The following is an 18,658-nucleotide window of genomic DNA, read 5'->3' as shown; positions in this document are numbered from 1 at the left end:
CAAATCCTAAAAATACATCATTTTATCTATGCGCTTAAGTCACATTAAGCTCGCAGGCTTTAAGTCCTTTGTCGAGCCTACTAAAATTCCATTTCCTGATCAGATGACCTGTGTGGTTGGCCCCAATGGGTGTGGCAAATCAAATGTTATCGATGCAGTGCGCTGGGTTTTGGGTGAAAGTTCTGCCAAGAACTTACGTGGCGATGCGATGACAGACGTTATTTTTAATGGTTCGACAAACCGTAAAGCCATTTCACAAGCGTCTGTTGAGTTGATGTTTGACAACACGCGCGGCACATTACCGGGGTCGCTGGCAGATAGAAACCAAATATCGATTAAGCGATTAGTAACCCGAGATGGTCAATCACTATATTTTTTAAATGGCAGCAAATGTCGTCGTCGTGACATTACAGATATCTTTCTGGGTACAGGCTTAGGGCCGCGTAGCTATTCTATTATTGAGCAGGGCATGATCTCTCGTTTAATTGAGAGCAAACCGCATGAACTCAGGGTCTTTTTGGAAGAGGCCGCGGGGGTTTCTAAATATAAAGAGCGCAGAAGAGAAACACAAACGCGTATTAAGAGCACCCGAGAAAACCTAGAGCGTTTGCTGGACATGCGCAAAGAGCTGCAATCACAGCTTGATAGATTAGCTCAGCAAGCGGAAGCCGCCAGAAAGTACAAAGAGCTAAAATCCAAAGAGCGGACCTTAAAAGGTCAGCTAGCGGTTTTAAAATGGCAGGATTTCAATGATAAGTTGCAGCAAAAAGTGCAGCAGATCGCAAAACTAGATGAAAAACTGCAATTTTTAGAACAAGCCCACGGCGGACAAAATGATGTTGTTGCAAGCTTTGAGCAGCAAGTGACTCATCTTAGCGATGCCCTCAATGTATTACAGCAAGAGCTGCATAAAACCCATACTGAGCTGACCCGAGCTGAACAGCAAAAAATTCATCTGGCAGAAAAGCGGGTTGAATTGGGCGAGGCAAAAGTAAAATTACAATCGGAGCAAGGCAAGGCACAGGCTCTGTTGAGTGAGCAACAAGGCAGTTGTGCTGCGCAGCAGCAAAAGTGTGAAGATGCTACCGAGCGCTTAGCACTTGCAGAGGCTGAGCTTGAAGAGCGAATGGCGTTGTATGAGCACAATCAGCAGCTGAATAATGACGTTGAAGACACGCTAAAAATACTCATCGAGCAAGAAACAAAGATAAAAGAGCAACATGCGGACAGTAACGTCGCTTTGCAACAGGCAAAGCAAAAGCAACGTCATGTTGAAGAGCGCCACGCTAGCTTGGTACTCGATAGTGAGACACTATCAGCGCAAAATAGTAGCGAGCTATTAGCGCAAGAAAGCGCAAAGCAACAGTCATTGCTTAAAGAGATGGCGAGCTTGCAAAGCCAAGTACAAAAACTGGTTGAACAACACCAAAATAGCGATAAGCAAGTGCGCCAAAGTCAAAAGAGCGTTCAATCTGCGCAGCAGCAGTTATTGCAAAGTACCGCAGAGCGCGACACATTGATTTCATTGTTAGGTGAAGTTGAGGCCGCTCAACAGCCTTCTTTTTTGGCTCAATTAAAAGTGAAAGCAGGGTTTGCTGACATAGTTGAAAGCGCGCTACTGGGTCTAAATGGGTTGCCTTTAAGTGAGGCGCCCAAGAGTGCTGGAATTTGGGGTCATACACAGGCGCCTGAATCAAACAGTGTTGCTCAATTCATAGAGTCAGGTATTTACCCAAGTGTTTTAAATCATATCAAATGGTTGGCTTCATCTAGAGTGTTTACATCAGATACTCACTTTATCTTAGCCATTGATGATATGGGATGTGTGTATGGCGATAATTTTAAAATGCCTCGTGTTGAGGGAAGCGCGAGCCAGCTGGCAAATTATCAAAAGCTGGATAACTTAAATACAGACTTACCTAACCTGCAAGCGGCTTTTGATAACGCCGAAAAAGACAAAGCGCTCTGTATTGCCAAGCATGCTGAACTTGAAGCGGCGATTGAACATAATAAGCAAGCCGTTCACAGTGTGGCTCAGCAAGTGGCTGCTAATAAAAGCCGTTTAGAGGTTTTAGAACTACAGCAGCAAGGATGGCAAGCGCAATCGGATAAGCTTGCTGAAGAGTTGACAAACATCCGACAAGAAATGACATCAGCGCAAACGCTTGCCCAGCAGTGTGCGACAAGTCATAAACAAGTGACTGAACAGCTAGAGGGGTTACAAAAAAAATTAGCTGAAAAAAAACTGCACGTTGAGGCGAATAAACAGAAAATACAAGCGACACTTATCGGTAAAACCCAAGCACAAGAGCAAGTGCATTTGGCAAAGTTAGCGTTACAGCAAGCGCAAAGTGATCAACAGATAAGTGCGACAAAGACTCAGCATTTGAAAGAGAGTATGCAGCAGTGTGTGGCTGCGTTAGAAGCCAATGCTGAGCAGTTAGTGCAACTTGAGGCACCGCTATTAGAAACGCAAACACAGATAACGACATTATTGAGTACGCACCAGACGCAGCAACAAAAGCTGACGGATATGGAGCAAGAGGTTGTAAAGGCAAAAACTCAGCTATCTGAAAAACAAAGCAGTGTTCAGGATGCCCAAGCAAATAGTTTGAAGCTCAAAGAGCAAAAACAGCAGCTACAATTACAAGAACAAAGTTTAGTTGTAAAAGCCCAAGCAGCGCTTGAGCCGCTGTTAGAGCTCAAACAAACGTTAAAAGGTGTGTTAGCGACATTAGATGATAAGTTGAGTGCAGGGGTGTACCAAAGTCAGCTAAGCGCGACCGTACAAAAAATATCGATATTAGGCGCGGTCAATTTAGCTGCCATAGAAGAGTTTGACGAAGCTTTGGCAAGAAAAACGTATTTAGATGAACAGCTAAATGATTTAACAGCGGCACTTGAAACCCTTGAAAATGCAATTAGAAAGATAGATAGGGAGACCAAAACGCGATTTCGTGCCACCTTTGATCAGGTCAATAGGGATTTGGGGGAGCTGTTTCCTAAAGTGTTTGGTGGCGGAAATGCATACTTAGAGCTCACCAGTGATGATTTGTTAGAAAGTGGTGTTACTATAATGGCAAGGCCACCAGGAAAGAAAAACTCGACAATTCATCTGTTAAGTGGTGGAGAAAAAGCGTTGACCGCATTATCATTGGTATTTTCTATCTTCAGATTAAATCCAGCGCCATTTTGTATGTTGGATGAAGTAGATGCGCCGCTGGACGATGCCAATGTTGGGCGTTTTTGCCGCCTTGTGGAAGAGATGTCTCAAGCGGTACAATTTATTTATATTAGTCACAACAAAGTGGCGATGGAAATGGCCGCAAGGCTGACGGGGGTAACTATGTCAGAACCAGGTGTTTCTCGCGTAGTTGCTGTAGACATAGAACAAGCAGTGCAGATGGCACATACATAAAAAAAGTAAAGGTGAACAATGGCCACAGAATTGAGATGGGCATTAATTGTGATCAGTGCGTTGATCATAGGTGGACTACTGATACATGGGCTTTGGTCTGTTAGAAAAAAAGAAGACAAACACGATCGCACTCAAGATTTGCCAGCTGCGAAAGAGGACGCAAAGCCAAAAGAGCCTGAACTAAGTGATATGAGCTTTGCCGCTGTTGATGAAGAACCGCAGCAGCCTAATACTTCACATGTGCAGCCAGCACATGACGAATCGCAGCCAGCTGAGCAGCAGGATAATACGCACAGCGAACAGTCAGCGCCAGAGCCGCAAGACTTCATCATTCTCCATATTCAAATGCCTGAAGGTTTAACAATGGCCGGCTCTAAGCTCTTACCAAGCGTGTTAAGTCTTGGCTTTAAATACTCAGAAGAAGGCTTTTTTAATCGCCATTTAGAGTCATCGGGTAACGGACCTGTCTTATTCAGACTGGTTAATATGTATAACCCGGGTACGTTCGATATTGATAATATGGAGCAGTTTAGTACAGCCGGTGTGAGCTTGTTTATGACGTTACCCTGTGAAGGTGACAGTATGGCAGCATTTAATATGTTACACGGTGCGGCCAAGAAGCTTTCAGATGAATTTGGTGCACAAGTATTAGATAGCAATCGTGAGCCACTAACGGTGGATACGATCAGAACGTATGTAGAAAAAGTACGTGAATTTGCAGCCTAAATTTTAGGTGTGCTATTGCCCAAGTAGTTGGGCGGAAAAAGATAGAGTAAGCCACTGGCACAAACCGGTGGCTTTTGTTTTATTAAGAGGTTGAAATGTCGGAATCTATCAGTAATAGAATCAATGAATTAAGGGCGCAGTTGGAAGAGCATAATTACAAATATTATGTCCTGGATATGCCGACTGTGCCAGATGCCGAATATGATAGGTTAATGCGTGAACTCACCGAGGTAGAAACGGCGCATCCAGAGCTGTTAACAGCCGACTCCCCATCACAGAAAGTGGGTGGTGTTGCATTAAGCAAATTTGATCAAGTAACGCATAAAGTACCTATGTTATCTCTCGATAATGCGTTTGATGAAGATGAATTTAACGCCTTTAATCGTCGTATCAAAGAACGTTTACTCGAGTCTCGAGAGCTGGCATTTTGCTGTGAACCCAAATTGGATGGTTTAGCGGTATCGATTTTATATCGCGATGGGGTGTTGGTTCAGGCTGCGACCCGTGGCGATGGCCAAGTAGGCGAAAACATCACTGAAAACGTAAAAACGATTCGAAATATACCGCTGCGCTTAAGAGGTGACAATATACCTGCTGAGGTTGAAGTACGTGGTGAAGTATTTATGGATAAGGCCGGCTTTGAAAGGCTTAACGAAACGGCATTAGCAAAAGATGAAAAAACCTTCGCGAACCCAAGAAACGCAGCAGCGGGCAGCTTACGTCAGTTAGATTCTAAGATCACGGCAAAGCGACCTCTGATGTTTTATGCCTACTCAATGGGGACAGTGGAAGGGGCTGAATTAGCCGAGACACACTATGGGCAGCTAGAGCAATTGAAGTTGTGGGGACTACCTATGTGCCCTGAAACAAAGCGCGTAGAGGGTGTATCTCAGGCACTGGCATATTATCAAGATATCTTAACGCGTCGTGATGCGTTGAGCTATGAAATTGATGGTGTGGTTATCAAAGTGGATGATAAGCAGCAACAAACTCAGTTAGGCTTTGTTGCGCGTGCACCGCGTTGGGCGATTGCATTTAAATTCCCTGCACAAGAAGAAATCACCCAGTTATTGGATGTTGAATTCCAAGTAGGTCGTACAGGTGCTATCACACCTGTCGCTCGACTAGAGCCAATCTTCGTGGGGGGAGTGACGGTATCAAATGCAACGTTGCATAACCAAGATGAAATTGACCGCTTAGGAATTAAAGTAAAAGATCATGTGATCATTCGCCGTGCAGGGGATGTGATCCCGCAGATCACTCAAGTTGTATTAGATAAACGCCCTGATGATGCTTTTGATATAGAGTTTCCAAATACGTGTCCAGTCTGTGATTCACATGTTGAACGCGTTGAAGGGGAGGCTGTGGCACGCTGTACTGGTGGCTTGGTATGTCAGGCACAGCGAAAAGAAGCCATCAAGCATTTCTCATCACGAAAGGCATTAGATATAGATGGTTTAGGCGATAAAATCGTTGAACAGCTGGTGGACAGAGAGCTAATAAAAACACCTGCTGAGCTGTTTAAGCTGCGCCAAGGTCACTTTGAATCACTTGAGCGTATGGGGCCTAAGTCGGCTAAAAATTTGGTTAATGCATTAGAGGTTGGCAAGCAAACCACCTTGGCGAAGTTTTTATATGCGCTGGGTATTAGAGAAGTCGGAGAGGCAACAGCTCAAAATCTAGCGAATCACTATTTAACGCTTGAAAATGTCATGAATGCCTCCATTGAAAGTTTACAGGAAGTGAGTGATGTCGGTGTGATCGTTGCGCATAATATTCACGCATTTTTTGGTGAGCAGCACAATCAACAAGTGGTTGCTGAGCTTCAAGAAGTTGGCGTGCACTGGTCTGATATTGAGGCACCTTCAGAGCAATCACAGCCGTTAGAAGGCCTCACGTATGTTTTAACAGGGACTTTAAGCCAACTTAACCGCAATGATGCTAAAGCAAGGCTTCAAGCTTTAGGGGCAAAAGTGGCGGGCAGTGTATCGAAAAATACGCATGCATTGGTTGCAGGTGAAAAAGCAGGTTCCAAGCTAACAAAAGCGCAAGACCTTGGTGTAGATGTGATGGATGAGGAAGCGTTAATTGCTTTACTTGAACAGCATCAGGGGTAATTGATAATAATAAGGCTACCCACCTAGGGTAGCCAAATAAGCTGTACGCAGAGGTAGTTAAGTGAGTAAGTTGATTGGGCGATTTGGACCAGAATATTGGGATAAATACGGTGTATATCGCACACCTCTAGGTTTTAATTTAACTTTGCTTGTCTTATTGCGACCTTTTTTAGTCTGGTTGATGTCAGCGCTAACTTGGCGGCCAGATTTAGATATTATGAGCTTGTTCTTTCCTTCAAAAAGTAATTTTTTAATTGCCATCAGCATCGCGGTAATCGCGTTATTACCCGCTGTTGTCTATTCCATGCGCAGGCCCAGTAGCTCGCAAAAGTGGGGACGTATATGGCGCTATATGCGCTGGCCTATGTTGTTAACTGCTGTCTTAGATCTGGGTTGGTTATTGATGCAGGCCGCGACCAATCACTTTCAGTTTTCATTTTACCTAGCAGGTCAAATCGTCTTAGTGTCTTGGGCAATTTTATACCTAATTAACAGTCGTTATTTAACGTGTTTTTTTAGTGACTGGCCGGAACCAGATACAAAATAGCTTGACGAAAAAGCACGTAGACGCCTAAATGATATTGGGGCGTTTTATCTATCTGTTGTGACCTAATTAAACGATTAATTCGTATCAGGCAATAAGTTAATTTTTATGTTTTGTACGAATTCAACTTATTAGCGTTAAAGCATCGGTTGACCAAGTTGTGTCATGAACAAAGTATAAACTTTGGCTGTATTACGTTGTGGTAGATGAGATGATTATTATTGTCTTCTAATAATAAAAATTAAATTGCTTAGGAATATCAACATGTTACTTTGGAAAGATATACTCGAGAGGGCTGATAAAGGTAATCCTGCTCCACCAAGAAAGGTAGAAAAGAGTTTGATGCAGTGGCAGGCTTTGCTTGAACCATCTGTCTTTCATATTACTCGCAATAAAGGAACAGAGCGCCCATTTAGCTCGGAATCATGCAGCTTGTTTGAACCGGGTCAATACGAGTGTGCGTGTTGTGGCGAATTGTTATTTGATGCACAAGAGAAGTTTGAAAGCGGCTCGGGTTGGCCATCGTTCACTCAACCTGCAAGTAAGAATGCAATTGCATACCATGGGGATACAACACATGGCATGACACGGGTAGAGATTGTGTGTAACGTCTGTGATGCACACTTAGGTCATGTTTTCCCTGATGGACCTAAACCAAGTGGTTTAAGATATTGTGTTAATGCACTGGCAATGGTGAGGCAAGAGGCTGTAACGCAATAAGTGTTTTTTGCGTAGTGTAAATTTTATTCTTGTGAGTTATCATTGCGCTAGCCCCATTTCTTTCATTTGCGCCATAAGCTTATCAAAGCGGGACTCTTGATCCGAGTCGAGTTCTGCGTCTTTTAATACTTTCAGGCATTTTTTGGCAAGGTTTGTGTTGAAGGTTATCCCTTTTTTACCGGTTGCATCTGCCAAGCATTGCAATAAGTTAAGCGCGATACTGGCGTTTTTTGGCATCACTCTAAAGGCTTGAGAAAATGCTTCCAAAGCAACATCTAGTTGGCCTTTATTGAATTGTTTGACTGCGTGGTTGTTGAGCTCTTTGGGGCCCATCGTAATATCTTTGCGTTCATCATGTTGCTGTTGTAAATAATGCATCATGACGGGATCTTCATTATTTCTGTGTCGTTCACAGTGATCAATTATCTGACCAAATAGCGCCTGAGCTTTGTGTTGAAATCCTAATTCATGAAATGCTTTTGCTTTATCCAATGCGGCATCTACTGAGCGGATCTGAGGCTCATCATCGAGTTGCTCCATTAATTGGCGTGCTTTTTTGTGCTCATCTTTTAGGTAGTGCAGCCGAGCATGAAGCACATCCATTTGAGTTTGGTTGATCGCATGAGGAAATTGTTTTTTTAAATCATTTAAATATTGCTGTGTTTGTCGAGTAATTTTGTTGATTTGCTCATGTTGATCAGTGGCCAAAGCGAAATCTATGCCTGCTCTGGCTGCATTTAAGTAGACTTCAGGGCTGTCGTGAATTGAGTATCGAGCAAAGCTTGCTATTTCTTTTTGCGCATTGTAGCTGCATTCATAATCATGGTTGATCATGGCAACTGTGCTCAATGATTTCTGACGGGAAAGGTTACGCGGAGCCATTTGCGATGCTTCGTGCAATGCTTTTTGTGCATGCTCAAATTGGTTTAATTTGATTTCCAGTCGCCCGAGTAGATCGAGTGCGGCGAGGCGTGTTTCGCTTTTTTCTATTAAACTTTTTAGCAGTTTTTGCGCAGTGAGATCCTCATTGTTGGCAATGAGTGCCTCGACTAAGCCTAGCTTGGCCCATGTAAATTTTTGCAGTTCAAGTGCTGACTTATAAAACTGTTTTGCCTCATCAAAGCGTTTAAGCTTAAGGAGCATTTCGCCTTTCAATTTAAGTAGCATAACCGAGTAACTCGTTTGCTGGCTGTCTAACTCTGTATTGATAAATTTCAAAGCTTTAGAGTAATTTTCATCATCAATGAGTGTGTACAACTTTTTAAGGCTTTGCTTTCTTTTTAGGACGCGTTCAATTCTAGATTGCAGGTCTTTAATGGTAAATGGCTTAACTAAAAAGTCATCAGGCTGTAGCTCAACAACACTATGCACTAGTTCGGGGCTGGTCTCGGCTGAGGTAAAGACAAAGCTAGTACTGCGTTTAATTAAACGCTTTTTGAGAAGCTCTTCGTAAAGTTGGTAGCCATTTTGTCGTTTGCTTAAATCAAAAGAGCAGATGATTAGATCAAACTTGTTGGTTCCGCAGGTTTCTTTTGCGACTATTGCTGATTCTGCGACAAATATGTTGCGATAGGCTAAACGTTCTAGCGATTGTTTCAAATAGCTGAGCGCGAGCGGTTGTTCTTCCACAATTAAAATTTTTGAATTAACAAATGGTTGAACGGCCATATCAGTATAAGGATGTTACCAGCAATAAGTTTAGTCTAGTCGTTTCTTCAAACTTTTAAAATAGTATGAGATAGAACTTAAAATGCAATATAAGAAGATAATTGTGGTTCAATGAAAGATAAAAGAATGGTGGGTTGTACTGGACTTGAACCAGTGACCCTCGCCTTGTAAGGGCGATGCTCTCCCAACTGAGCTAACAACCCGGGATATGTGTAATTTGGTGGGTGATACTGGACTTGAACCAGTGACCCTCGCCTTGTAAGGGCGATGCTCTCCCAACTGAGCTAATCACCCAAATTACAGTCTATATTGGTGGGTTGTACTGGACTTGAACCAGTGACCCTCGCCTTGTAAGGGCGATGCTCTCCCAACTGAGCTAACAACCCAATATAGATTATATGGATAAAATCCAACCGCAATGCGGATTTAAGTGGTGGGTTGTACTGGACTTGAACCAGTGACCCTCGCCTTGTAAGGGCGATGCTCTCCCAACTGAGCTAACAACCCGGGATATGTGTAATTTGGTGGGTGATACTGGACTTGAACCAGTGACCCTCGCCTTGTAAGGGCGATGCTCTCCCAACTGAGCTAATCACCCAAATTACAGTCTATATTGGTGGGTTGTACTGGACTTGAACCAGTGACCCTCGCCTTGTAAGGGCGATGCTCTCCCAACTGAGCTAACAACCCAATATAGATAATTTAGATATGGTGGGTTGTACTGGACTTGAACCAGTGACCCTCGCCTTGTAAGGGCGATGCTCTCCCAACTGAGCTAACAACCCATATCTAATTTTACAACAAACATTGTGTATAACACCGTGTTGCTGTGGGGCGCTATTATAGGGAGCCGAGCAAAGGAGTCAATACTTAAAAATGAAAATTTCGTTTGCTTGCTGTATTTATAGGCAAATTAATAAAATTACAATTGCTCTTCATTATACGGAGTGTAAATAACATAGATAAAAACAACACAAGCTAACGCTGTGAGCACACAAAGTGACGAGTGTAATTGTGATTTAGCTTAAGTAAGGGTGAGCGGATTATTGTTTTTTATTCAATTTCACTCCTGTTATTTAAGTCTTTAAGTTAAAACAATGTATGTGAGTGAATTAGGGGAGGGGAGCACTTACAGTTTTTGTATAAAAATCAAACTAAAACAAAAGGTTTGATTGAATTAAGGTAGAGTTTTGTTTATATTGTGTCCTCTTGGGTGTTTTTTGAAGCAGTTAGAAAAAACTTAACTAAAAATTGTTGACTTTATTTTCCTGCCTGCATAGAATGCGCCCCGCACTCAGCGATGCACAGTGAGTAAATTACTGTATGCAATAAGGGGCTATAGCTCAGCTGGGAGAGCGCCTCGCTGGCAGCGAGGAGGTCGACGGTTCGATCCCGTCTAGCTCCACCAAGCACATCGTTGAATTTAAGTCCTAGTGACATCAATTAGTTTTAAACTTCGAATGTTTAAGATTAATATTGTGTCCCCTTCGTCTAGAGGCCTAGGACACCGCCCTTTCACGGCGGTAACAGGGGTTCGAATCCCCTAGGGGACGCCACTTACTTCAAGTAAGTAAAAAACTCATATGGTGAGAGTCTAAATAACCAGTCCTAGTGACACATACTGTGTCCCCTTCGTCTAGAGGCCTAGGACACCGCCCTTTCACGGCGGTAACAGGGGTTCGAATCCCCTAGGGGACGCCACTTACTTAAAGTAAGTACAAAAACTCGTATGGTGAGAGTGTAAATAGCCAGTCCTAGTGACACAAAATTGTTTTGTTATAATGAAGTTCGGTTTATTCGACCTTCACGCTAACAAAAAATTATTGAAGCGTTGCTTCAATGAGCAAATTTTTTGTCCCCTTCGTCTAGAGGCCTAGGACACCGCCCTTTCACGGCGGTAACAGGGGTTCGAATCCCCTAGGGGACGCCACTTACTTCAAGTAAGTAAAAAGCTCGTATGGTGAGAGTTTAAATAACCAGTCCTAGTGACACAGATTGTGTCCCCTTCGTCTAGAGGCCTAGGACACCGCCCTTTCACGGCGGTAACAGGGGTTCGAATCCCCTAGGGGACGCCACTTACTTCAAGTAAGTAAAAAAGCTCGTATGGTGAGAGTTTAAATAACCAGTCCTAGTGACACAGATTGTGTCCCCTTCGTCTAGAGGCCTAGGACACCGCCCTTTCACGGCGGTAACAGGGGTTCGAATCCCCTAGGGGACGCCACTTACTTCAAGTAAGTAGAAAAACTCGTATGGTAAGAGTCTAAATAACCAGTCCTAGTGACACAGATTGTGTCCCCTTCGTCTAGAGGCCTAGGACACCGCCCTTTCACGGCGGTAACAGGGGTTCGAATCCCCTAGGGGACGCCACTTACTTCAAGTAAGTAAAAAAGCTCGTATGGTGAGAGTTTAAATAACCAGTCCTAGTGACACAGATTGTGTCCCCTTCGTCTAGAGGCCTAGGACACCGCCCTTTCACGGCGGTAACAGGGGTTCGAATCCCCTAGGGGACGCCACTTACTTAAAGTAAGTATAAAAACTCGTATGGTGAGAGTATAAATAGCCAGTCCTAGTGACACAAATTGTGTCCCCTTCGTCTAGAGGCCTAGGACACCGCCCTTTCACGGCGGTAACAGGGGTTCGAATCCCCTAGGGGACGCCACTTTCTATGTTATCCTTCAGCTATTCTTGCTAATTTTATTCTCTTTGCTAACTTTAAATTTATTATTGCTGTGCGCAATTGACTCTCGTGCTTAATGATTTTGATTGGTATTGTGTATTTTCCTTTCGTTTCATGTTCAATTAAGATTTGGTTGATGAATAAATTTAAACTATCAATTATCTCCACAAGCTTGATTTAGAACGATTTTTAGTCATTTTTGTCATGCTCGCATTAGCGTAATCACTTACTATTGCTTTTTAATTTAGAGTGAGTTGCTATGACTAAAGGAAGATCAACGGTAACCAACCGCGAATACGACTATCCCAGTTCTTATAATCTGCTATCTACAACCAACACCAAAGGGCAAATTAAATATGCTAATCGCCAGTTTTGTGAAGTGGCTGGCTTTGAACTACATGAGTTAGAAGGCAAACCACACAATATTGTGCGTCATCCCAGTATGCCAAAACCCGCATTTCAAAATATGTGGAACTATATTGAGTCTGGCAAGCCTTGGATGGGGATGGTAAAAAACCGCTGTAAAAATGGTGATCACTACTGGGTTAATGCTTATGTGACACCGATTACCAATAATAGTGGCCAAACTGTTGAATACCAATCTGTCAGAACAAAACCAGAGCGTGCAGTGGTCAATCGGGCAGAAAAAATCTATCAAAAACTCAATGGTGGCGCAGCGGTAGAGAGCTTTACGAGGGCTTCTATGTCGTTGTCTGCGCAGATGATGTTGATTATTGGCGCATTTTATATACTAAGCATGATTTTTGCGTCGCTACCATCTCCCTGGTCCTATATTCTTGAAACTGTTCTGGTAGTCGTTGCTTTAATTTTGACTTACCAGCGCTTATCCCCAGTAAGGGAGTTAAGTCAAAAAGCGCGAAAGGTCTACGACAACCCTCTGATGCAAAAGATTTATATTAATAAGGTCAACGATATTGCAGCGATCGAGCTGGCGTTATTAGCCAGAGAATCAGAATTACGCGCAGTACTTGGTAGAGTGAAAGATGCCAGTGATACGGTGCGAGGTCATGCCAAAGAAACTGTTGATGAATGTGATAAAAGTGCGCAACTGCTTAATAATCAACAAGCTCAGACAGGGTCGCTTGCAACTGCGATCAATCAAATGACGGCGACGATCCAAGAAATTGCATCAAATACTAATAATGCCGCATCGCAGTCAGAAGCTGCGCTTAAATCTGTGAAGGAAGGGAGTTTGGCGGTTAATGAAAATATGGAAAATAACTACACTTTGTCGGAGGAGCTGACACAAACACAATCCGATATCGAAGATCTCAATGCGCAAACGGTCAATATTGGTGGTGTTGTGGATGTGATCCGTGGGATTTCTGAACAAACGAATTTGCTGGCGTTAAATGCGGCCATTGAAGCAGCGCGCGCAGGAGAGCAGGGCCGAGGCTTTGCTGTTGTTGCTGATGAAGTCAGGGCGCTGGCACAGCGTACTCAAGATTCGACCAAAGAAATCGATGATATTGTGGCCAATTTAAGACAGCGTGCTGAGCGAGCCGTGCAGGCGATACAAAATGGGGTTGAAAAGTCAGGTCAATGTGTTGAAAAAGCAGAGGGCACGAAAGCTTCTTTAGACAGCATTAACTCAATTGTAAACGATATCTCCAGCTTGAATTATCAAATCGCTACTTCAACGGAAGAAATGTCGGGAGTCAGTAACGAGCTCAATAATAATGCTGTGACGATTTCTCAGCTGGCGACTGACTCATTGCAAAGCTCTGATAGGTCGCTAGAAACCATGGCAAACACTCAAAAAGCCCTGACAGATCAAAAATCGTTAGTGGATCAGTTTATCGCTAAATTTCAAAGTTAATTGTGACGAATGTGGCGTGTCACTACATGCCACACTTTTTGTCAGGTTATCTAAATAAAAATAGCCAGTTTATTCAATTAATTTATCTCTATTTCTCTTAAGGTTTTCAGTAGCCGCAATTAGGCGGATAGTTTTGTTGAATTTACAGAGGTATATTATGAATAAAGCACTAAAACTGGCCTATGAAAGGGAAATGCTGACGGCGCACACTTTGTATCAGAAAGGCGATTATATTGCTTGTTTTAAGTCTCTTGAAAGAGCGCATATTCTAGGGCAGAAATCTGTGTTCAGGCACACCAAAAGCCATTGGTGGATGCTAAAAGTTGGACTTAAACTGGCGGATAAAAAAGAAGTATTGGGGCAAATATTAAGAGTGTTTGCTGCAATTATTTTCTCACGCCTTTGGGTGCCTACAGGCAATACGGGGGGGGCCAATGTCAGTGCATTTAAGTCTATGCCCATACCGAATGATCTTAAAGTATTTTTTAATGAATAAAGAGAAAATTTAATTAGGGTTAATGCTAAAAGCACATATACCAACGACAAAGAGAGTGAAAAAATTTTGCAGCAAAACGTCTGGATAAAGACTGGGTATATATTACTCCACGGCGCTAGCATAGATGCGAATGAACACCAGCATGTCGCCATGCAAGTTGTTTGGCCAGATAAAGACAGCACTTGCATTCTAGCTGGTAAGACACTTCATAATGCAGTGATCATTGATTCAAATACGCCACATTGCTTGAAGATGCAAAGCGGGTGGGTGTTATTAGTGGAGCCACATAGCGCATTAGGAGAGAGCTTAAAGGCGCAATTAAGTGGTCAGCCTCTGAAAGTGCTCAGCACCTCGGCAACCCTACAGCCCCTCCTATCTCAAAGTGACGTGAGCACTGTTTATTTCAAAGCACTCTCTGAGTTAATACAGGGAGCGCAGATGTTCGATAACCAGCTAAATACAATTACAGATCCTCGGATTAATCGTTTGTTGTCTGAGCTGAATTCGTGCTTTGGTGGGCAGTGTACTAAGCCTTTGCAATGGCGTGCAAAGGAGGTTGCACAAAAATATCATTTATCAGAAAGCCGGTTTTTACACCTTTTCTCTGAGCAAGTAGGCATTGCTTGGCGGCCTTATTTATTATGGAGAAGAATGTTATGTGCCTTGCTGACAATGCAAAAAGGCGCGAGTGCAACTGAAGCCGCATTTAGTGCAGGCTTTTCTGACAGCGCCCATTTAAGTCGCACTTTTAAAAATACATTTGGCATGACAATTAGACAGGCTATCAGTTTATTTAAGCAACAGAAGTAATAAGTTAAAGCACGTAATATATGTCTTAGCCCTTCAAGTACGCCGCTTAGGTGCAAATTTCCTTTTAATACCACAGTAAAATTATTCGAGAACTCAACTCGTTATTAACAGATTAAAAAGTATAGATATAATCAAAACCAGTAACAAGTGGTCATTTTTTGTAACATTTCAAGGGTATCTATAACGTTGCGCTTATGCCAATTTATCCAACACTATGAAGTATAAAATTTAACCGATCTGGCTGTGTATGATTATCTGTTTGAACGGTTATGAAAGCATGCACATGAATACAAAAGGAGGCGTAATGCTTACGGTGCATATTATAGCTGGTTCATTTTTACTGTTGTTTGGGATTGGCGCTTTGAGCTTTGCAAAAGGAAAGATTCGGCATAGATGGTCAGGTAACCTATTTTTCCTTGCTATGTTAATAATGACAGGGACCGCTGCTTTTTTTAATGGCGGTGCAACTATGTCCCTGATGACATTTTATTATGGTGCGACTGCTTGGGCGATTGTGCTCAGAAAAGAGCAAACAACCGGTATTTTTGAAATATTGGCTATGTGCTTAATACTCTATGTCAGCATATCATTATTTTATTTTGTATATACCGCAGTTGACTTGGATCCGACCTTCAAAGCTATTTTCACTATTCATGCCTCTGTGGCCTTATTGGCAGCAGGTATGGATCTTAGGATGATCCTAAAGGGTGGCCTTTCGGGTAAGCATCGTATCGCTAGGCACACGTGGCGGTCGTGTTTTGCTATGTTGGGGGCTGTGATGTCGTTTTCAGCAAATACATCAGATAGATGGCCTGATTTTATTAACAGTAATGCGTTAATTTATCTGATGATAGGCGTGCTATTTTACTGGGTAATTAGAGTGCTATTCACTGGTTGGTCAAAACGGTTAAACCGTATTATTGGTGACAGCTTACTCCTCAAGTGGTTGCCAGTATTTAAGCGAGATATTAAAGAGTAACCGCGGCTATTTTATATGAATTATGATGGGCGAGCGCGCGCCCATCACAGAGCCCCTAAAAATGACAATTGAAGAGCTTTTATATTATGACTATTTAAACCGCTCCAGACTACAAAGGTTTATGAGGTCAATTGTTGTTTACGGTATTGCCCAGGAGTGCAGCCTGTAAACTCTTTAAACGCACGACTAAATGGGGCCGCAGACGCAAAGCCACTTTCAATACCAACGACAAGCACTGGCCAATCGCGTTTATCAGGTGCGCTTAATATTGATTTGGCATACTCGATACGCATTTGGTTCACATAGTGATTAAAGTTCTTCGCATCGAAGCAATCGAGCATAATAGCGCGGATACGATACTCGGGAAGGTCTAGCTCACGAGCAATATCGGCAACACGTAAATTTGCGTCTAAAAAGCGTTGTTCTTCAACCAGCAGGTGTTGAATTTTCTGAGCCAGTAGGCGCTCACTTTGGAGAGTCTCTTCCTTTTTCTCGGTCTGTTGCATGAACTGTTGTTGACGAAATTGTATCAACCAATGTGTACTGATAAAGATTAAAATATATGCGAACACGACCAGCCATTCTCGCCCATCGCCCATTGCTAACTCTTTTGGCAGCGCGACAGCAATCAATATAACACTGATGATGCTCACCAAGAATGAAGACAGGTAGAGCATCGTGATTTTACGCTGAATCATAGTTGCGCTTTGTAATACTCGATAGCCCTCCCAAAACGCAAGAATGAGCATACCTGATGATAATATTGCAATTGCTTCGGATAACACGGTTATTGAAGTTACTAGCCAATCGCTTTGGAGCTGCCACATCTTTTCTATAAATCGGAATAGGTGCCTTAATATCAGGCATATTCCTAGTACACCTGCAAACAAGAGGTGATGATGATTAATGGGATTGGTTTTTCGAAAAAATGCACGTGAAAAAAGCCAGTATCCACTGCAGGTCGCAAACCCAAATATCCCTATCAGGTGATGATAAGGGGTAAAGAAAGTGCTTGTTAGTTGATAGGCAAGATACATTGACGAGGAAGCACAAAACCCGCAAAAGCTAAATGTAAAATGTGCTTGTGTCGAAGGCGATAATGATTGAAAGCTAATGCCAGACTTAGCAAGACGGCAAGTGACTGCGCGATTTTTAGTGGATCCAATTTTGATTCCCTCCCACTTTTATACCGATTCTACATTAATCTTGTTCTTTTTCGATAATCTTCTGATTTATCCGCTTTTATTAGTATCGATTTTGAAATTCGATGCGCTTTAGAGCTTTCATATTGGCAGTATTGACGTGAAATTTAGAAGACAAGGTACGGTTATGAAAAATAAATCTGTCATTGATAACGAGAGTGTTTGTGAGAAAAACAAGCCAGCTAACGAGTACGACTCAATACAAAATGGTGCGCCAACAGTCGCATTGTGGAAAACATGGGGGCTTAGACTCATATTTGCTGCAATGGTGATTGTTCTAGGCTCTAAGCAATTAAATTATATCTTAGAAGGCGTCTCTGAATGGGAGCGATGGAGAGGCCTTGGGCATTCAATGTTGTTCGCGCTGGCTTTATTTGCAATAGGCGGTGTTTTTCGTCCCTTAACTTTTCTGCCTATTATGCTCTATGAAATCGTTTGGAAACTGGTTTGGCTGACTGTCGTTGCATTGCCTCCATTTCTGACAGGTCAAGATGTGCCAAACATTGTAAACGCAAAAGCATCGATAATTGGCATTGCTGTATTAATGGTTCTGATCCCGTGGCGTTATGTTTGGTGGCAGTATTTCACTCAGCCGATTGAAACATGGAGACGCAAGAAAATCGTTTGAAATAAATAAGCTGTAATTTTGATGAAAGCTGCTAGCCATGAGTTGTTAGCAGCTTTACATTAGCAAAACGCTCGCCTTCAATATAAAAGTATTTAAAGCAGCAGTTTATCTTTTATTGAATAACCAGTTTAGCGCAAAGAGCAGCCTGTCCATGACAGGGTTGAACTTTAAATTGCCGATTTATACGTCCGTTTTTTCTTTAAATTCGCACAAATCTTCAATAATACAGCTGCCGCATTTGGGTTTTCGAGCAGTACATACATAGCGACCATGCAAAATAAGCCAATGGTGCACATCCACTTTAAACTCTTTTGGCACGACTTTTTCTAGCTTTTCTTCTACCGCGACGACATCTTTACCCATAGCAAACTTAGTGCGGTTAGAGACTCTAAAAATATGGGTATCGACTGCAATGGTCGGCCAACCAAATGCGCAATTTAATACAACGTTTGCGGTTTTACGACCAACCCCAGGTAAGGCTTCTAATGCTTTACGGTCTTGGGGTACTTCTGAGCCATGTTTTTCGATTAAAATTTGGCACAGTTTAAACACATTGTTGGCTTTTGAATTATATAAGCCAATGGTTTTTATGTACTCCTTTAAGCCTTCAACACCTAAATCTACAATTGCTTCTGGCGTATTGGCGACGGGAAACAACTTGCGAGTTGCCTTGTTAACGCCCACATCTGTCGCCTGTGCTGACAGGGTGACTGCAACCAATAATTCAAACGGGGTGGTGTACTCCAAGTCGGACTCAGGGTTTGGATTGTCTTCTCGCAGTCGAGTTAAAATCTCTAAACGTTTTGCTTTATTCATGACGGTTTTTAAGTAGT

Annotated in this window: 13 protein-coding genes and 16 tRNA genes; 19 read left to right on the top strand and 10 right to left on the bottom strand. The window is 42.6% G+C overall.

All coding sequences use genetic code 11. The features are described 5' to 3' along the window. The first annotated feature begins 28 nt into the window (after nucleotides 1-28). The 5 genes from AC2CZC_RS03140 (at nucleotide 29) to msrB (ending at nucleotide 7,525) form a co-directional block, all read left to right on the top strand. Nucleotides 29-3,418, top strand: a complete 3,390-nt coding sequence (locus AC2CZC_RS03140; RefSeq protein WP_484583789.1) for a chromosome segregation SMC family protein — start codon at nucleotides 29-31, stop codon at nucleotides 3,416-3,418. An 18-nt stretch (nucleotides 3,419-3,436) separates the two neighbouring features. Continuing rightward, the gene (gene zipA, locus AC2CZC_RS03135; RefSeq protein WP_484583788.1) at nucleotides 3,437-4,144 is read left to right on the top strand and encodes a cell division protein ZipA; all 708 of its coding nucleotides are present in this window, start codon (nucleotides 3,437-3,439) and stop codon (nucleotides 4,142-4,144) included. A 95-nt stretch (nucleotides 4,145-4,239) separates the two neighbouring features. Then, a complete protein-coding gene (gene ligA, locus AC2CZC_RS03130) occupies nucleotides 4,240-6,261 on the top strand; it encodes an NAD-dependent DNA ligase LigA (RefSeq protein WP_484583787.1) in 2,022 nt (673 codons plus the stop codon). Nucleotides 6,262-6,334: 73 nt separating this feature from the next. Then, nucleotides 6,335-6,808: a DUF2919 domain-containing protein gene (locus AC2CZC_RS03125; RefSeq protein ID WP_484584837.1), complete on the top strand. Its 474-nt coding sequence runs from the start codon at nucleotides 6,335-6,337 to the stop codon at nucleotides 6,806-6,808. A gap of 261 nt (nucleotides 6,809-7,069) precedes the next feature. Beyond that, nucleotides 7,070-7,525, top strand: coding sequence for a peptide-methionine (R)-S-oxide reductase MsrB (gene msrB, locus AC2CZC_RS03120; protein WP_484583786.1), 456 nt, complete (start codon nucleotides 7,070-7,072; stop codon nucleotides 7,523-7,525). Nucleotides 7,526-7,564: 39 nt separating this feature from the next. Here the strand turns inward: msrB and AC2CZC_RS03115 are convergent, their stop codons facing one another. From AC2CZC_RS03115 to AC2CZC_RS03080, 8 genes are all read right to left on the bottom strand, one after another. Further along, nucleotides 7,565-9,193, bottom strand: coding sequence for a response regulator (locus AC2CZC_RS03115; protein ID WP_484583785.1), 1,629 nt, complete (start codon nucleotides 9,191-9,193; stop codon nucleotides 7,565-7,567). A 127-nt stretch (nucleotides 9,194-9,320) separates the two neighbouring features. Next, nucleotides 9,321-9,396: transfer RNA gene (locus AC2CZC_RS03110), tRNA-Val, on the bottom strand. 15 nt (nucleotides 9,397-9,411) lie between these two features. Further along, nucleotides 9,412-9,487, bottom strand: a tRNA-Val gene (locus AC2CZC_RS03105). Nucleotides 9,488-9,503: 16 nt separating this feature from the next. Further along, nucleotides 9,504-9,579: transfer RNA gene (locus AC2CZC_RS03100), tRNA-Val, on the bottom strand. A 45-nt stretch (nucleotides 9,580-9,624) separates the two neighbouring features. Continuing rightward, nucleotides 9,625-9,700: transfer RNA gene (locus AC2CZC_RS03095), tRNA-Val, on the bottom strand. A 15-nt stretch (nucleotides 9,701-9,715) separates the two neighbouring features. Next, nucleotides 9,716-9,791 (bottom strand) — tRNA-Val (locus AC2CZC_RS03090). Nucleotides 9,792-9,807: 16 nt separating this feature from the next. Continuing rightward, a tRNA-Val gene (locus AC2CZC_RS03085) sits at nucleotides 9,808-9,883 on the bottom strand. 19 nt (nucleotides 9,884-9,902) lie between these two features. After that, nucleotides 9,903-9,978 (bottom strand) — tRNA-Val (locus AC2CZC_RS03080). Nucleotides 9,979-10,525: 547 nt separating this feature from the next. Here AC2CZC_RS03080 and AC2CZC_RS03075 point away from each other — a divergent pair. From AC2CZC_RS03075 to AC2CZC_RS03015, 13 genes are all read left to right on the top strand, one after another. Continuing rightward, nucleotides 10,526-10,601, top strand: a tRNA-Ala gene (locus AC2CZC_RS03075). 72 nt (nucleotides 10,602-10,673) lie between these two features. After that, nucleotides 10,674-10,749, top strand: a tRNA-Glu gene (locus AC2CZC_RS03070). A gap of 69 nt (nucleotides 10,750-10,818) precedes the next feature. Next, nucleotides 10,819-10,894, top strand: a tRNA-Glu gene (locus AC2CZC_RS03065). Nucleotides 10,895-11,047: 153 nt separating this feature from the next. Next, nucleotides 11,048-11,123, top strand: a tRNA-Glu gene (locus tag AC2CZC_RS03060). Between the two features lie 69 nt (nucleotides 11,124-11,192). Beyond that, nucleotides 11,193-11,268, top strand: a tRNA-Glu gene (locus AC2CZC_RS03055). A gap of 70 nt (nucleotides 11,269-11,338) precedes the next feature. After that, a tRNA-Glu gene (locus AC2CZC_RS03050) sits at nucleotides 11,339-11,414 on the top strand. 70 nt (nucleotides 11,415-11,484) lie between these two features. Beyond that, nucleotides 11,485-11,560: transfer RNA gene (locus AC2CZC_RS03045), tRNA-Glu, on the top strand. Between the two features lie 70 nt (nucleotides 11,561-11,630). Beyond that, nucleotides 11,631-11,706 (top strand) — tRNA-Glu (locus tag AC2CZC_RS03040). A gap of 70 nt (nucleotides 11,707-11,776) precedes the next feature. After that, nucleotides 11,777-11,852 (top strand) — tRNA-Glu (locus AC2CZC_RS03035). A 277-nt stretch (nucleotides 11,853-12,129) separates the two neighbouring features. Next, a complete protein-coding gene (locus tag AC2CZC_RS03030; protein WP_484583784.1) occupies nucleotides 12,130-13,710 on the top strand; it encodes a methyl-accepting chemotaxis protein in 1,581 nt (526 codons plus the stop codon). Nucleotides 13,711-13,867: 157 nt separating this feature from the next. Continuing rightward, on the top strand, nucleotides 13,868-14,206 hold the full coding sequence (locus tag AC2CZC_RS03025; protein WP_484583783.1) for a DUF3703 domain-containing protein: 339 nt from the start codon (nucleotides 13,868-13,870) through the stop codon (nucleotides 14,204-14,206). Nucleotides 14,207-14,272: 66 nt separating this feature from the next. Continuing rightward, nucleotides 14,273-15,016, top strand: a complete 744-nt coding sequence (locus tag AC2CZC_RS03020) for a helix-turn-helix domain-containing protein (RefSeq protein WP_484583782.1) — start codon at nucleotides 14,273-14,275, stop codon at nucleotides 15,014-15,016. 304 nt (nucleotides 15,017-15,320) lie between these two features. After that, nucleotides 15,321-15,995, top strand: a complete 675-nt coding sequence (locus tag AC2CZC_RS03015; RefSeq protein ID WP_484583781.1) for a hypothetical protein — start codon at nucleotides 15,321-15,323, stop codon at nucleotides 15,993-15,995. A 119-nt stretch (nucleotides 15,996-16,114) separates the two neighbouring features. Here AC2CZC_RS03015 and AC2CZC_RS03010 read toward each other — a convergent pair whose 3' ends face one another. Beyond that, entirely contained in the window at nucleotides 16,115-16,822 is a 708-nt protein-coding gene (locus AC2CZC_RS03010; protein WP_484583780.1) for a helix-turn-helix domain-containing protein, read from the bottom strand. Between the two features lie 502 nt (nucleotides 16,823-17,324). Between AC2CZC_RS03010 and AC2CZC_RS03005 the strand changes: the two genes are divergently transcribed. Beyond that, nucleotides 17,325-17,825 carry a hypothetical protein gene (locus AC2CZC_RS03005; protein ID WP_484583779.1) on the top strand — a complete coding sequence of 167 codons (501 nt, stop codon included), beginning with the start codon at nucleotides 17,325-17,327 and terminating at the stop codon, nucleotides 17,823-17,825. A gap of 180 nt (nucleotides 17,826-18,005) precedes the next feature. Here AC2CZC_RS03005 and nth read toward each other — a convergent pair whose 3' ends face one another. After that, a complete protein-coding gene (nth, locus tag AC2CZC_RS03000; protein ID WP_237138835.1) occupies nucleotides 18,006-18,641 on the bottom strand; it encodes an endonuclease III in 636 nt (211 codons plus the stop codon). Nucleotides 18,642-18,658 lie beyond the last annotated feature (17 nt).

Source organism: Pseudoalteromonas sp. MMG033 (assembly GCF_057197785.1).
This window is presented reverse-complemented; position numbering and strand designations above follow the sequence as displayed.